Origin of the sequence: Paraburkholderia hospita, from assembly GCF_002902965.1 — a bacterium.
GTDB classification, from domain to species: Bacteria; Pseudomonadota; Gammaproteobacteria; order Burkholderiales; family Burkholderiaceae; genus Paraburkholderia; species Paraburkholderia hospita.
In genome coordinates this window covers 541,364-554,907 of sequence record NZ_CP026105.1, presented here as the reverse complement: position 1 = coordinate 554,907, position 13,544 = coordinate 541,364, and the positions used below count along the sequence as shown (strand labels likewise).

Genomic DNA, 13,544 nt, shown 5'->3' with positions numbered 1-13,544 from the left:
ACGCCCAAAACGCGCAGCGTACAACGACTTCGGGAAACTCAGCGTATGCATAAGAATCTTCGGCCTATACAATAAGCATGCTTACTATTCTGAAGACTCAGCCTCATGGCCTCCGATTCGCCGGCAGCAAAACCCGCCGTCGAGCTGAACCGTCCGATGATCACGATCGCGATCATGCTCGCGACGCTGATGCAGACACTCGACAGCACCATCGCCAACGTCGCGCTCCCGCATATGCAGGGCACCTTGTCGGCATCGCAGGATGAGATCACGTGGGTGCTCACGTCGTACATCGTGGCCGCCGCGATCGCGACGCCGCTGACCGGCTGGCTGTCCGACCGGCTCAGCGTCAAGCGTCTGCTGATGTTCGCAGTGGGCGGCTTCACGATCGCATCGGCGTTGTGCGGGCTGTCCGAAACGCTGACGCAGATCGTCGCGTCACGGCTGTTGCAGGGCATCTTCGGCGCGTCGCTGGTGCCGCTGTCGCAGTCGATCCTGCTCGACATCAATCCGCGCGACAAGCAGGGCCAGGCGATGGCCGTGTGGGGCATGGGCGTGATGGTCGGCCCGATTCTCGGCCCGACGCTCGGCGGCTGGCTCACCGACAGCTACAACTGGCGCTGGGTGTTCTTCATCAACGTGCCGGTCGGTGCCTTCGCGCTATTCGGCATACTGACCTTCCTTCCGTCGCGCGAACCGAAACATGACGCCAAATTCGACGCGTTCGGCTTCGCGACGCTCGGCCTCGCTATCGGCGCGTTGCAGGCGATGCTCGACCGCGGCGAACAGCTCGACTGGTTCGGCTCGCATGAGATCGTGATCGAAGCGCTGATCGCGTCGATCAGTTTCGCGTTCTTCATCGCGCATACGGCGACTGTCGGCAAGACGTCGTTCTTCAAGTACGAACTGCTGAAAGACCGCAACTTCGCGACGGGCACGATTTTCATCTTCATCATCGGCGCAGTGATGTACGCGACGCGCGCGCTGCTGCCGCCGATGCTGCAGAACCTGATGAACTATCCCGTCGCAACGACGGGTCTCGTGACGGCGCCGAGCGGCGCGGGGACGATGATCGCGATGCTGTTCGCGGGACGCCTGCTCAAACATATCGACGCGCGCCTGATGCTGCTCGCGGGCTTCGTCATATCGGCGTTCGCGCTGTGGCAGATGATGCAATACACGATCGTGCTGTCGGAGTCGGATATCGTGTGGCCGGGCGTGATCCAGGGCTTCGGCCTCGGTCTCGTGTTCGTGCCGCTGAGCGCGCTGACGTTCTCGACGCTGACGCCCGCGTTGCGTGCCGACGGTACTGCCACCTATAGCCTGATGCGCAATATCGGCAGCAGTATCGGCATTTCGATCGTGCAGACGCTGCTCACGCGCAACACACAGGTCTCGCACTCGGATCTCGCCGCGAACGTGACGGCGTTCAATCCCGTCGTTGCGCCGATCCTCGCAGCGGGTTCGCGCATGGACATGGCCGTGCTCGATGTGTCGATCACCCAGCAGGCCGCGATGATCGCTTATCTGAACGACTTCAAGCTGATGTTCGTCGCGACGCTGGCCGTGATCCCGCTCGTGCTGCTGATTCGCCCGTCGCGCAGGGTGCCCGACGAATCGGTCGCACATGCGGCGATGGATTGAGCCGCACGCTTTCAGCCTTCGATCCGCCCACGCGTCACGCCGAGCAACGAAGCCATCGCGTGACGCGCGCGCGGCGCATCGCGATCGCGGATCGCTTCGAACACGGCCGTATGCTCGGCCAGCGACGCGTTGAACACATCGGCGCGCTTCGCGTTCAGCCGCAATTGCGCTTCCAGCGTGCGTTCGATCAGCGTGCCGAGTGGTATCAGCAGTTCGTTGCTGCACGCGGCGAGCACGCTCAGATGGAATTGCAGATCGGCACGCACCCATTCGTCGACATTGCGCGCCGCGACCATCGCCGAATGCGCGGCGTCGAGCGCGCCGAACGTCGCGTCGCTGTGCGATGCGGCGGCAAGCGCAGCCGCGTACGGCTCGATCATCTCGCGCATTTCCTGCAGCTTGAGCGCGAAATCCATCGCGGGCGCCACGCGTGAATACCAGTCGAGCACATCCACATCCAGCAGGTTCCACGCGGGCTTTGGACGCACACGCGTTCCCACGCGCGGCCGCGATTCGATCAGCCCTTTCGACGTCAACGTGCGCAACGCTTCGCGCAGCACCGTGCGGCTGACGCCGAACGTCTCCATCAACTCCGCTTCGCGCGGCAGGATCGATTCGGGCGCATAGTCGCCGCGCAGAATGGCTGTGCCGAGCAGATACGCCACGCGGCCGTGCAGATCTCGCTGAATGTCGGTTCTCCTGATGCTGATTGTGGGTTGATCTTGTGCCCTGCACCGTGCGACGGGCCAACGCGGACCGCCCGCGATTATCTTCGATCGCATCTGCGAAACCCATCGCCACCGAACAAAACCTTTCGCCAAATAATACTATTAATAGTATTTAAAGGCGATTTTGTTGTAGGATGTGGCTCCTCAACGGCCGCCGCCGCCACGTCCAATTAGCGGGACGAACAGGCGCGCCGCGGCCATCAACTGCAATCGGCTTTGCAAGCAAAGGAGACGCTCCCGCCATGAAGATCACCAAAATCGAGACATTCATCGTTCCGCCGCGCTGGTGCTTCGTGAAGATCGAGACCGACGAGGGCATCGTCGGCTGGGGCGAGCCGGTTGTCGAAGGCCGCGCGCACACTGTCGCAGCCGCCGTCGACGAACTCTCCGACTATCTGCTCGGCAAAGACCCGCGCAACATCGAAGACCATTGGCAGGTCATGTACCGCGCCGGCTTCTATCGCGGCGGCCCGATTTCGATGAGCGCGATTGCGGGCGTCGATCAGGCGTTGTGGGACATCAAGGGTAAATTCCACGGCGTGCCCGTGCACACGCTGCTCGGCGGCCAGGTGCGCGATCGCATCAAGGTGTATTCGTGGATCGGCGGCGACCGCCCAAGCGACGTCGCGAACAATGCGCGCGCCGTCGTCGAGCGCGGCTTCAAGGCCGTGAAGATGAACGGCTCCGAAGAGTTGCAGATCATCGACACCTTTGACAAGGTGCAAGGCGTCATCAACAACGTCGCGGCTGTGCGTGAAGCGGTCGGCCCGAACGTCGGCATCGGCGTGGACTTCCACGGCCGCGTCCACAAGCCGATGGCGAAGGTGCTCGCGAAGGAACTCGATCCGTTCAAGCTGATGTTCATCGAAGAACCCGTGCTGTCGGAGAACGTCGAGGCGCTGCGCGACATCGTCAACCAGACGAGCACGCCGATCGCGCTCGGCGAGCGTCTGTACTCGCGCTGGGACTTCAAGCACATTCTCGCGGGCGGTTACGTCGACATCATCCAGCCGGACGCGTCGCACGCGGGCGGCATTACGGAGTGCCGCAAGATCGCGTCGATGGCGGAAGCCTACGACGTCGCGCTGGCGTTGCACTGCCCGCTCGGTCCGATCGCGCTTGCCACGTGCCTGCAGATCGACGCCGTCAGCTACAACGCGTTCATCCAGGAACAGAGCCTTGGCATTCACTACAACCAGGGCAACGATCTGCTCGACTACATCAAGAACCCGGAAGTCTTCAAATACGAAGACGGCTTCGTGTCGATCCCGCAAGGGCCGGGTCTCGGCATCGAAGTGAACGAGGAGAAGGTGCGCGAAATGGCGAAGATCGGCCATCGCTGGCGCAACCCGGTGTGGCGTCACGAGGACGGCAGCGTCGCCGAATGGTAAGCAACCAGACGCGATATCGCGAATGAAACACAAACGCCGCCTTCGGGCGGCGTTTGTCATCTGACAACCCGTAGTGTCTTCGAAGACGTTACGGCGGCATGCCGCGCGCGCGGCGTATCAGTAACGTTACACAGTTGACGCGCGACGCCTTTCGACGCCTCGCGCGGCGTTGGCGTTCACCGCGAAAACCCATGCCGGACAAGCGTTTCAGCCCGATGCACCGTGCTTCGCAACGCCTGGCCCACTCCTTGCTGAATGGTATGCAAACAACCATTCGAAGAGGGGCTGCCATGGGCGAATTCCTTCCCGACTATCTGATCCGCGAACAGGCCGCCATTGGCGCGCTGGTCGTATTCGGCGTGCTGCGCGTGATCGGCGCGGTGCTTGCGTTTCAGCGCGGCTGGCGCATCTCGACGGTCGAGCGGTGTTTCATCGCTGCAGCATTTATCTATTGCCTGCCGCAGCTGCTGGATCTGCTCACGCACATGACGAGTTCACACGTGGCGGCAGCGGAACTCGAAGGCAAGGTCGCGGGCTGCGCGATCGGTCTGTTCTTCGCGCCCGTCGTCGGCCACAAGCTCGGTTACGAATGACCGCTTGCAGCCGGCGACGGGCCCGACCGGCGCGACTGGCTTCATCGCGCTCAGCCGAGCGCCGCGAAACCCGGCACGCTATGCGACAGGACAGCGGCGGCCGCGAAGATGCCGAGCATCGCGAGCGCTTCGAGATACAGCAGGTTGGCGAACGTATGCGCGTCCATCGTCGACGCCGTGCGACGCAAGCGCGGCAACGCCGAAAAGCGGTTCAATCCGCCTAGCACCAGCGCCAGCGCAACCAGCGCGAGCTTGAGCATCAGCACGTGCCCCCAGGTACTCGTTTCGATCGCGAGGAACGAATTGCCCGAACCCCGCGCCGCGTTGAACACGCCTGAGAGCAGCACGAACACGACAGCAACCAGCGACACATTCGACAACTGCGTCGCCGTGCGGATCAGCACGCCGCGCGCGATCGACGTGCCGAGCGCCGGCAGCACCGAGAGCCCGGCCGCGAGCACGAGGCCGCCCCACACGGACGTCGTGAGCACGTGCAGCGTGTGCATGCCGATGGCCGCCGACGCCACGCCCGCATCCGCCGCGTGACCCAAGGTCGCCTTACCGCCCGCAATCGCGATCACGGCAAGCCACAGCAGCGCGTTGCGCAACACATTGGTCTGCCGTGCAAACGACACGAGCAGCAGCACCAGCGCCCCCGCAAACGCGACACTCCAGCCGAAGCCGACGTGCGTTTGCGACAGCATCGTCGGCACGACGCCGAACGCTTCCGGCAAGCGCACGCCCGCCATCTCGGCCGCCTGATAAAGCAGCCAGCCGAGATCGGCCAGCACCAGCACGATCGCGGACGCCTGCATCGACCGCTGCGCGCGCAACCATGCGGGGCGCGCGGGCGCGATCTTCGCCTGCGCATCGTTGACGAGCCACGCGCTGAGCAAGGCCGAACCGACGGCAAACGCAAACGCGACGTTCATGAGCGCGGCCATCGCGACCTGCCCGATCCACAATCCGTCGACTCTCATTTGACGGCGAAGGCGTAGCTGCCCTTCGTCCGATGTCCGTCTTCGGCGACAGCCGTCCATTGCACCGTGTAGCGCCCCGGCGCGAGCGGCTGCAGCCCGAGATGCATGGTCTTCGTGTCCTGCGGATCGACCTGCGAGGCTGCCGATGCAGCCGGTTTGTCGTTGGCATCGACGAGCGCGAGCTTGCTGAACGCCGGCTCGAGCGGCTCGCTGAAGTGGATCGTCACGGCCGAGGGCGCGGCGACTTCAGCGTCCGGCGCGGGATCGCGCGACGTGGGCGTCGCGTGGGCAAAGGCGTTCGACGCGACGGCGAGCGACACGCCGCACGCCGCGAGCCAGCGAAGCGGCAAGCGAGAAAGCAAGGAGAAATTCATAGGCTGGCTGTAGGTGGAAAACGCGGGGACGGTCCGGATAGTACGCTTCGATGTTTTGCGGCCCTGTCAGTTCAACAACGACCGGGCCTTGCCCGAGGCAAAGCGCCTACACGAATTCGCTCAAAACTGGAACATCGAGAGGCAACAAAGCGACAGCGGCCGTCGATGCAAAATGCGCAATCTTAAATTAGTTGGAAGCGCTACCGCCAGGCCGGCACTCAACCGGAAGCACGCCAAGAACGCGAACGATGGCGGCGAATTGCGTCAACTTGTCGCATCGAGCGTGTCGCTCGGGCGCGTCAGGCATGAAGTTCGTCGCATGTGGCAAATAGTCACCATTACCCATCGATGATAGAATGCGAGGTCGCTGCGCACCGTCCGCCGCATTCATCGCGCTGCACACACCGATCCGTTCGAAGTTCGGCCAGGCCCCCGATAATGATGGAGTTACGCGTGTCTTCAAGACGCATTTTTCGACCGCTGCTCGCCCTGTTGCTGATCGGGTGTGCAGGCGTATCTGGCGCTGTACAAGCGCAAACCCAGCCTAAAGCTCCGGACACGATGGAAGCGCGCGTGCAAGGTTGCACGGCGTGTCACGGTTCGAAAGGTCAGGGCACGGATAACGACTATTTTCCGCGTCTCGCCGGCAAGCCGGCCGAGTACCTGTACAACCAGTTGAAGAACTTCCGTGAAGGCCGGCGCAAGTACCCGCCGATGAACTACCTCGTCACGTATCTCTCCGACGACTACCTTCACGACATTGCAACGTACTTCTCGCAGCAGCGTCCGCCGTATCCGACGCCGTCGAAACCGACGGTCGCCGATTCCGTGCTCGCGCGCGGCAAGGAAATTGTGCTGAACGGCGACGCGTCGAGGCAGATTCCCGCTTGCGCGGCGTGCCACGGCAAGTTGCTGACGGGCATGGAACCGGCTATCCCGGGTCTGGTCGGCCTGCACATGGACTACATCAGCGCACAGCTGGGCGCATGGCGTTCGGGTTCGCGTCACGCAATCGAGCCTGACTGCATGCACACGATCGCCACGCGTCTGACGGACGCCGACGTGAACGCAGTCGCCGCGTGGCTGTCCACGCAGCAGGCGCCGCAGAACCCCGTGCCGGCACCCGCCAAATCGTTGAAGACTCCGCTTGCCTGCGGCAGCGAACCGCAATAAGGCACCGGGAGAGACAAACAATGAAACGCAAGTCTTTGTTCGCGCTTTCGGCCGTCGTCGTGGTAGCGGCTGCCGCGCTGGTTCCCGTCCTGTGGTCGGGCAGCGACTATCTGCATAACGGCACCGCCGTCGCAGCCACGCCGGCAGACCAGGCTGCAATGATCAAGAAGGGCGAGTACCTCGCCCGCGCTGGCGACTGTATCGCCTGCCACACGGTGCGCGGCGGCAAGGAGTTCGCCGGCGGCCTGCCGATGGCCACGCCGTTCGGCACGCTGTTCACGCCGAACATCACGCCTGACGACCAGTACGGCATCGGCAAGTGGTCGCAGGACGACTTCTACCGCGCGATGCACACGGGCCGCTCGAAGGACGGCAGCCTGCTTTATCCGGCCTTCCCGTTCACGAGCTACACGAAGGTCTCGCGCGCCGACGCGGACGCGATCTACGCGTACCTGCGTTCGGTCCCGCCCGTCGCGGTGCCGAGCCGTCCGCACGAACTGAAGTTCCCGTTCAACAACCGGAACCTGCTGATCGGCTGGCGCACGTTGTTCTTCCGTGAAGGCGAGTACAAGGCGGACCCGACCAAGTCGGTGGAATGGAACCGCGGCGCGTATCTGATCGAAGGCCTCGGCCACTGCGGCATGTGCCACACGTCGATCAACGCGATGGGCGGCCCGGTGAACTCGGCTGCGTTTGCGGGCGGTCTGATCCCGCTGCAGAACTGGTATGCGCCTTCGCTGACGTCGAACAAGGAAGCCGGCCTCGGCGACTGGGACATCAAGGACATTTCCGATCTGCTGAAGACTGGCGTGTCGCAACGCGGCGCGGTGTTCGGTCCGATGGCTGAAGTGGTTCACAACAGCCTGCAGTACATGTCGGACGAAGACATCCACGCCATGTCGACGTACCTGAAGACGATTCCGCAGAAGGACGAAGCGCCCGAGCATCTGCAACTGGAGACGTCGCAACAGTTCGGCAGCGAACTTTTGAAGCAAGGCCAGAAGATCTACGCTGACAACTGCGCGAAGTGCCACGCGGAGAACGGTCTCGGTATGCCGCCGTCGTTCCCGCCGCTCGCGAACAATCCGTCGATCCAGATGCCGTCGGCCGTGAACCCGATCCGTATGGTGCTGAACGGCGGTTATCCGCCGAGCACGGGTGGCAATCCGAAGCCGTATGGCATGCCGCCGTTTGCCCAAGCGCTGTCGAATCAGGAAGTGGCAGCCGTTGTGACGTACATCCGCCAGTCGTGGGGCAACCACGGCACGGCTGTGTCGCCGCAACAAGTGTCCGATCTGCGTTCGGCGCCGCTCGACTAAGCGTCGTCTGAAGGTTCAGGGCGCGGCCTGCGATAATCGCGGCCGCGCCCTTCGCTTTTTTCAGGAGCGTGGTTTCGAAGTTGATCGGCGTCGAAGACATCCGGCCTATCGGGCGTATAACGTTGGTCCCGTGTTGATTGTCGGATGAGATGGGCATCATGCAGGAGGAAGTGCCGTGCAAATCGGGGAGCGTCTGAACAGCATCACCCACCTCGTCGGCGCCGTGCTGTCGGTGGCGGGGCTGGCGACGCTCGTGACGATGGGCGCGCTCGACGGCGATGCGTACAAGGTCGTGAGCTTCAGCGTCTATGGCGCGATGCTCTGCGCGCTGTACGGCATCTCGACGCTGTATCACAGCGTGCGTCGTCCGCGTCTGAAAGCGATCTTGCAGAAGTGCGATCACTCTGCGATTTATCTGCTGATCGCGGGCAGCTACACGCCATTCACGCTGGTCACGTTGCGTGGTCCATGGGGATGGTCGCTATTCGGAGTAAGCTGGGGTCTGGCCGCGCTCGGGATCGTGCAGGAACTGACGCTCGGGCGACGCACCCGCAGCGTATCGATGGTGCTGTATGTGCTGATGGGATGGCTCGCGCTCGTTGCCGTCCGTCCGCTGGTCACTGCATTGCCGGCCGCGGGTACGGCCTGGCTGCTGGCTGGCGGAATCATCTATAGCGCAGGCATCTACTTCTTCATCAACGACGAGCGCATCCGGCACGGACATGGCATCTGGCACCTGTTCGTACTCGCCGGCAGTCTGTGTCAGTTCGTCAGCGTCGCGCGTTATGTCGCATGAGGCGCATGACGGCGGATGCAACTTAATGCCAGTCGACGTGTCTGCATAGCTCGTCGAGCAATTCGGCACGCATCTAGCGTGCCGCCGATTTCTCCGTGAACGGTGAGTGTCGGGCGAGCGATCATGCGAGTCGCCCGCGAACGCGCCTTCTGGCCGCGTTTGACACCGTTTGCACAATTGCATTGCAAAGAGTTTTTATGTCTTTTGATTCCCTCGGCTTGTCCGAACAGCTGGTCCGCGCAGTCAACGAACTCGGCTACACATCGCCGACTCCGATTCAGCAGCAAGCCATTCCCGCCGTGCTCAACGGCGGCGATCTGTTGGCCGGCGCCCAGACGGGCACGGGCAAAACGGCCGGCTTCACGCTGCCTATCCTGCAACGTCTTCTCACCATGCCGCCCGCGCCGGGCGGCAAGCGCGTCGTACGCGCGCTGATCCTCACGCCGACGCGTGAACTGGCCGCGCAGGTCGAGGAAAGCGTGCGCGCGTATGGCAAGTATCTGAAGCTGAAGTCGACTGTGATGTTCGGCGGCGTCGGTATCAACCCGCAAATCGATGCGTTGCGGCGCGGCGTCGATATCGTCGTTGCGACGCCTGGGCGTCTGCTCGACCACATGCAGCAGAAGACCATCGACCTGTCGCATCTCGAGATTCTCGTGCTTGACGAAGCTGACCGCATGCTCGACATGGGCTTCATTCACGACATCAAGCGCGTGCTCGCCAAGCTGCCGCCGAAGCGCCAGAACCTGCTGTTCTCGGCCACCTTCTCGGACGAAATCAAGGCGCTCGCCGACAACCTGCTCGATTCACCCGCGCTGATCGAAGTCGCACGCCGCAATACGACAGCCGAATCGGTCGCGCAGAAGATTCACCCTGTCGACCGCGATCGCAAGCGCGAGATGCTCACGCATCTGATCAAACAGCACAACTGGTTTCAGGTGCTCGTGTTCACGCGCACGAAGCATGGCGCGAACCGTCTCGCCGAACAGCTGACGAAGGATGGCATTAGCGCGCTCGCGATCCACGGCAACAAGAGCCAGTCGGCCCGCACGCGTGCGCTGGCCGAGTTCAAGAACAACACGCTGCAGGTGCTCGTCGCCACCGACATCGCGGCGCGCGGCATCGATATCGACCAGTTGCCGCACGTCGTCAATTTCGATCTGCCGAACGTGCCGGAAGACTACGTGCACCGTATCGGCCGCACGGGCCGCGCGGGCGCGACGGGCGAGGCGGTTTCCCTGGTGTGCGTCGATGAGCTTCAACTGCTGAAGGACATCGAGAAGCTGATCAAGCGCGCCGTGCCGCAAGAAGTGATCGCGGGCTTCGAGCCGGATCCGAATGCACGGCCCGAGCCGATCCTGCGCCGCGGCCAAGGCGGTGGTGGTGGAGGTGGCGGCCGTCAGCCGCGCCAGGGTCAAGGCCAGGGTCAAGGGCAGCGGCAAGCTCAAGGGCAGCAAAAGCGCGAAGGCTCGGCCAACGGGAACAATGGCGCATCGCGCGGCGGCCAACGCGCTTCGGGCGACAAGCCGAAGCAGCAAGCCAAACCGCAAGCGGCCAAGCCTGCGCAGGCGCGCGCCGATGGCTCGCGTCATCAGGACAACAAGCCGCGTGCCGTCGCGCATGAAGGCAACGCGCGTGCTCCGCACGCACCGCGCAAGCCGCACGGCGCCAATCCGGGTGCATTGCTCGGCGGTGGCGGCAAGCCGCGCTCTGGTGCGCCGCGCGGCGGTCAGCGCGGCAACTGACGCAACACGGAGACGCCCGGCATTTTCAATGCGGGCGTCTCACACTTGTCCGACTGCTATCTGCCAGCCGCCGCGCCGCCGGCGGCTTTCTTCAGGTACTCGATCTGCTGCGTCCAGCGCTCGAGCACTGCATCTCTCCCCTCTTCCAGGTCGAACGTGATGCCCGCCGTCAGGCGCGCATAGCGCACGCGATGCGCTTCGCCGGATTCGATCGACCCAGCGAAGCACGCAAGGCCCGCAGCATCCGCGCTCATCGGCGCGAGCGCGAGCTGAATCTGATAGAACGCCTCATCGAACACGAACGTCAGCGCGGCACGGCCGCTGCGCGCAATTGCCTGCGCGGCGCGCGATTGCGGCCACAGCGCGACGCATAGCGTGCGCGAGTCCGGCGCGTACAGTTCGCCGATGCCGAGCAGCGACGTACGCAAATGTGCGCCGCTTTCGTCGACGGTCAACAGCGATGCCGTAAAGCCGACCTTCGATGCGAGCGCCGAGCCGTCGAACAACGCGCGCAATTCGGCCGGCCATTCGTCGAATATCTGTTGATCGAGTGCGCGGTTTTGCTCCGCGGATGCGGTCATGGGTCATTCCTCCGTCGTAGCCACGCTGGCGCGCGGCGTTCAGCGCAAATGCAAATGGCCCGCTTGCAGGGCGGGCCATTCATGCGTCAACAGCCCAGGCCTTCGACGCCCGGCTGCGTACCGCGACGCTCAGCGAAAAAAGACGTGCTGCGTGATCTTCGCGAGCGGGTAATGGACACCTGGCTGAATCTTCGCCGGCAAATCGAGCGGCTTGAGCAGCATCTTCACACACATATCGGCCGACAGGTTGTGCCGCACGAGCTTGTTCACGCGTGCAGCCTTGTCGCGGTTATACACAGGGTCGTTGACGCGTTCGGGATAGCGGATCGCGAATACGTGACGCAGCGCGATCTCCGAGTCTTCGTTCTTGATCTCCATCACGCGCCGCATCAACGCGCCAAGCACGGCGAGCCGGCCATTGCCCTCGATCTTGTTGTACTTCTTGAAGTACTTGAAAAAGTGCTTGTAGTGACGGACTTCGTCGGTGCGGATGTTGTCGGTGATTTCCTTCAGCACGGGTTCGTCCGAACACACGCCGATCGCCCGATACAGCGTAGCCGTTCCCGTCTCGACGACGCAGCGCGCGACCATCTCCAGCGCGCGGGTCTTCTCGAAGTCTTCCATGTTGCAGGTCTTCGAATACTCTTCGAAGAAGTTGTGGAACGCCGTGTCCCAATCGAACTCGGGCCAGACGTGCGCGATGTACGCCTTCAGCGCGCGGCCGTGCTGCATCTCTTCGGGCTCCCATTCGTTGTTGAGCCACGCCGACACCTCGGGATCGCCGTTGAAGAACCTGCTCAGATTGCTCGTGTAAAGATCAGTACCGCTTTCGATAAACGAGGCTGCGCAAAGCAGTAACAAGAGGTCTTCATTGGCGACCGCGCGTTGACGGTCGATGTGATTGAGATCGATGTCTTCGATGCGCCAGGGCATCACGTGACCAGCCTCGTTGTGCATAAAAGTTCGCTCCGAAAACTGTAGCGCCTCGTGCGCGGGCTGAACCGCGCCTATCCCGGTTCGACCGCCGCCCTTGACGCCTACAGTGCCTTGCAACATTGAATTTTTATCTTCATCTTAGACGCTGCTCTGCAAATTCGCAGACAACAGAGCAGAGACCACGCGGGATCGACGCAGTTCCACCCGAACCTTGATTGATCGTGCGAATGCACAAAAGACTACACATCGGATGACTCGAACAACCTGGCAAGCGCGAAGTCGCACGACAAAGCTGCATCGCACAGGTGCCTTACGCTTCCTTTCGACCAGCGCTCCGGCGATCGAAAAAATTCGAACACAAACCAACGACGACGAACACAACGAAGGTCTTACAATACGGCCAAGCCAACCTTCGCCCGCTTCAGGTGCGGCGCTCACAAAAACATCATGACACGAGACCCCCGCCTCACGCTTAACGCACGTCAACAGGAACTGCTGGAGTGGGTGCAACGCGACGGCTTCGTCACGGTCGACGATCTGGCCGCGCACTTCGACGTGACGCCGCAGACGATTCGCCGCGACGTCAACTGGCTCGCCGACATGAATCTTCTGCGTCGCTATCACGGCGGCGCGAGTCTGCCGACCAGTTCCGAGAACGTCTCGTACAGCGCGCGGCAGCGGATGTTCCATGACGAGAAGCGGCGCATCGCGGCGCTGGTCGCCACGCACATTCCGGATCAGGCGTCTCTCTTCATCAATCTCGGCACGACGACGGAAGAAGTCGCACGCGCGCTGAACCGGCATCGCGGGCTGCGCGTGATCACGAATAACCTGAACGTCGCGAGCATGATGAGCGGCTACCCGGATTGCGAGGTGCTGGTGACGGGCGGGATCGTGCGTCCGTGGGACAAGGGCATCGTCGGCGAACTGACCATCGACTTCATCCGCCAGTTCAAGGTCGACTTCGCGATCATCGGCACGTCGAGCATCGAAACGGACGGCACGCTGCGCGACTTCGACACGCGCGAGGTGCGTGTCGCCGAGGCGATCATCGAACATTCGCGCACGGTCTTCCTCGCCGCCGACCATTCGAAATTCGGCCGCCCGGCGCTCGTACGCCAGGGGCATCTGAACCAGATCGATTCTCTCTTCACCGACGCGCCGCCGCCGCCCGACATGACGGAAACGCTGACGAACGCGGGCACGCAGGTCTATATTGCCGAGTGACCTTGGGCACGGCCTGCGACGCGAAGGCTAACGCAGGCCGGCGGCGTCGCGAGTCCG

Annotated in this window: 13 protein-coding genes; 8 read left to right on the top strand and 5 right to left on the bottom strand. The window is 62.9% G+C overall.

Annotation, left to right across the window (positions count from 1 at the left end; translation table 11 throughout):
* The first annotated feature begins 105 nt into the window (after positions 1 to 105).
* Entirely contained in the window at positions 106 to 1,644 is a 1,539-nt protein-coding gene (locus tag C2L64_RS02415) for a DHA2 family efflux MFS transporter permease subunit (RefSeq protein WP_090835969.1), read from the top strand.
* Between the two features lie 11 nt (positions 1,645 to 1,655).
* Here C2L64_RS02415 and C2L64_RS02410 read toward each other — a convergent pair whose 3' ends face one another.
* A complete protein-coding gene (locus tag C2L64_RS02410; protein WP_176133862.1) occupies positions 1,656 to 2,333 on the bottom strand; it encodes a FadR/GntR family transcriptional regulator in 678 nt (225 codons plus the stop codon).
* A 281-nt stretch (positions 2,334 to 2,614) separates the two neighbouring features.
* On the opposite strand from C2L64_RS02410, the gene dgoD reads away from it, so the two are divergent.
* Positions 2,615 to 3,763 carry a galactonate dehydratase gene (dgoD, locus tag C2L64_RS02405; RefSeq protein ID WP_090835968.1) on the top strand — a complete coding sequence of 383 codons (1,149 nt, stop codon included), beginning with the start codon at positions 2,615 to 2,617 and terminating at the stop codon, positions 3,761 to 3,763.
* Positions 3,764 to 4,053: 290 nt separating this feature from the next.
* Positions 4,054 to 4,356, top strand: a complete 303-nt coding sequence (locus C2L64_RS02400; RefSeq protein WP_007586135.1) for a hypothetical protein — start codon at positions 4,054 to 4,056, stop codon at positions 4,354 to 4,356.
* 50 nt (positions 4,357 to 4,406) lie between these two features.
* On the opposite strand, the gene C2L64_RS02395 is transcribed toward C2L64_RS02400, so the two are convergent.
* Both C2L64_RS02395 and copC read right to left on the bottom strand, forming a co-directional pair.
* Positions 4,407 to 5,336: a CopD family protein gene (locus tag C2L64_RS02395; protein WP_007737363.1), complete on the bottom strand. Its 930-nt coding sequence runs from the start codon at positions 5,334 to 5,336 to the stop codon at positions 4,407 to 4,409.
* Positions 5,333 to 5,710: a copper homeostasis periplasmic binding protein CopC gene (copC, locus tag C2L64_RS02390; RefSeq protein WP_090835967.1), complete on the bottom strand. Its 378-nt coding sequence runs from the start codon at positions 5,708 to 5,710 to the stop codon at positions 5,333 to 5,335. The genes C2L64_RS02395 and copC overlap by 4 nt, the downstream gene beginning before the upstream one ends.
* A 441-nt stretch (positions 5,711 to 6,151) precedes the next feature.
* On the opposite strand from copC, the gene C2L64_RS02385 reads away from it, so the two are divergent.
* The 4 genes from C2L64_RS02385 to C2L64_RS02370 all read left to right on the top strand — a co-directional run bounded on the left by C2L64_RS02385 (position 6,152) and on the right by C2L64_RS02370 (position 10,743).
* Positions 6,152 to 6,883 (top strand): c-type cytochrome, encoded by a 732-nt coding sequence (locus C2L64_RS02385; protein ID WP_079500062.1) that lies wholly within the window; start codon positions 6,152 to 6,154, stop codon positions 6,881 to 6,883.
* A gap of 20 nt (positions 6,884 to 6,903) precedes the next feature.
* Complete coding sequence (locus tag C2L64_RS02380; protein WP_007586147.1) at positions 6,904 to 8,202, top strand: cytochrome c; 1,299 nt, start codon at positions 6,904 to 6,906, stop codon at positions 8,200 to 8,202.
* A gap of 175 nt (positions 8,203 to 8,377) precedes the next feature.
* The gene (trhA, locus tag C2L64_RS02375; protein ID WP_007586149.1) at positions 8,378 to 8,998 is read left to right on the top strand and encodes a PAQR family membrane homeostasis protein TrhA; all 621 of its coding nucleotides are present in this window, start codon (positions 8,378 to 8,380) and stop codon (positions 8,996 to 8,998) included.
* A 197-nt stretch (positions 8,999 to 9,195) separates the two neighbouring features.
* Positions 9,196 to 10,743, top strand: coding sequence for a DEAD/DEAH box helicase (locus C2L64_RS02370; protein ID WP_090835966.1), 1,548 nt, complete (start codon positions 9,196 to 9,198; stop codon positions 10,741 to 10,743).
* A gap of 56 nt (positions 10,744 to 10,799) precedes the next feature.
* On the opposite strand, the gene C2L64_RS02365 is transcribed toward C2L64_RS02370, so the two are convergent.
* Together C2L64_RS02365 and C2L64_RS02360 are read right to left on the bottom strand one after the other, a co-directional pair.
* Positions 10,800 to 11,324 carry a hypothetical protein gene (locus C2L64_RS02365; protein ID WP_090835965.1) on the bottom strand — a complete coding sequence of 175 codons (525 nt, stop codon included), beginning with the start codon at positions 11,322 to 11,324 and terminating at the stop codon, positions 10,800 to 10,802.
* 129 nt (positions 11,325 to 11,453) lie between these two features.
* Positions 11,454 to 12,281 carry a ferritin-like domain-containing protein gene (locus C2L64_RS02360; protein ID WP_090836000.1) on the bottom strand — a complete coding sequence of 276 codons (828 nt, stop codon included), beginning with the start codon at positions 12,279 to 12,281 and terminating at the stop codon, positions 11,454 to 11,456.
* A gap of 426 nt (positions 12,282 to 12,707) precedes the next feature.
* Between C2L64_RS02360 and C2L64_RS02355 the strand changes: the two genes are divergently transcribed.
* Complete coding sequence (locus tag C2L64_RS02355; protein WP_007586161.1) at positions 12,708 to 13,487, top strand: DeoR/GlpR family DNA-binding transcription regulator; 780 nt, start codon at positions 12,708 to 12,710, stop codon at positions 13,485 to 13,487.
* The last annotated feature ends 57 nt before the right edge of the window (positions 13,488 to 13,544 follow it).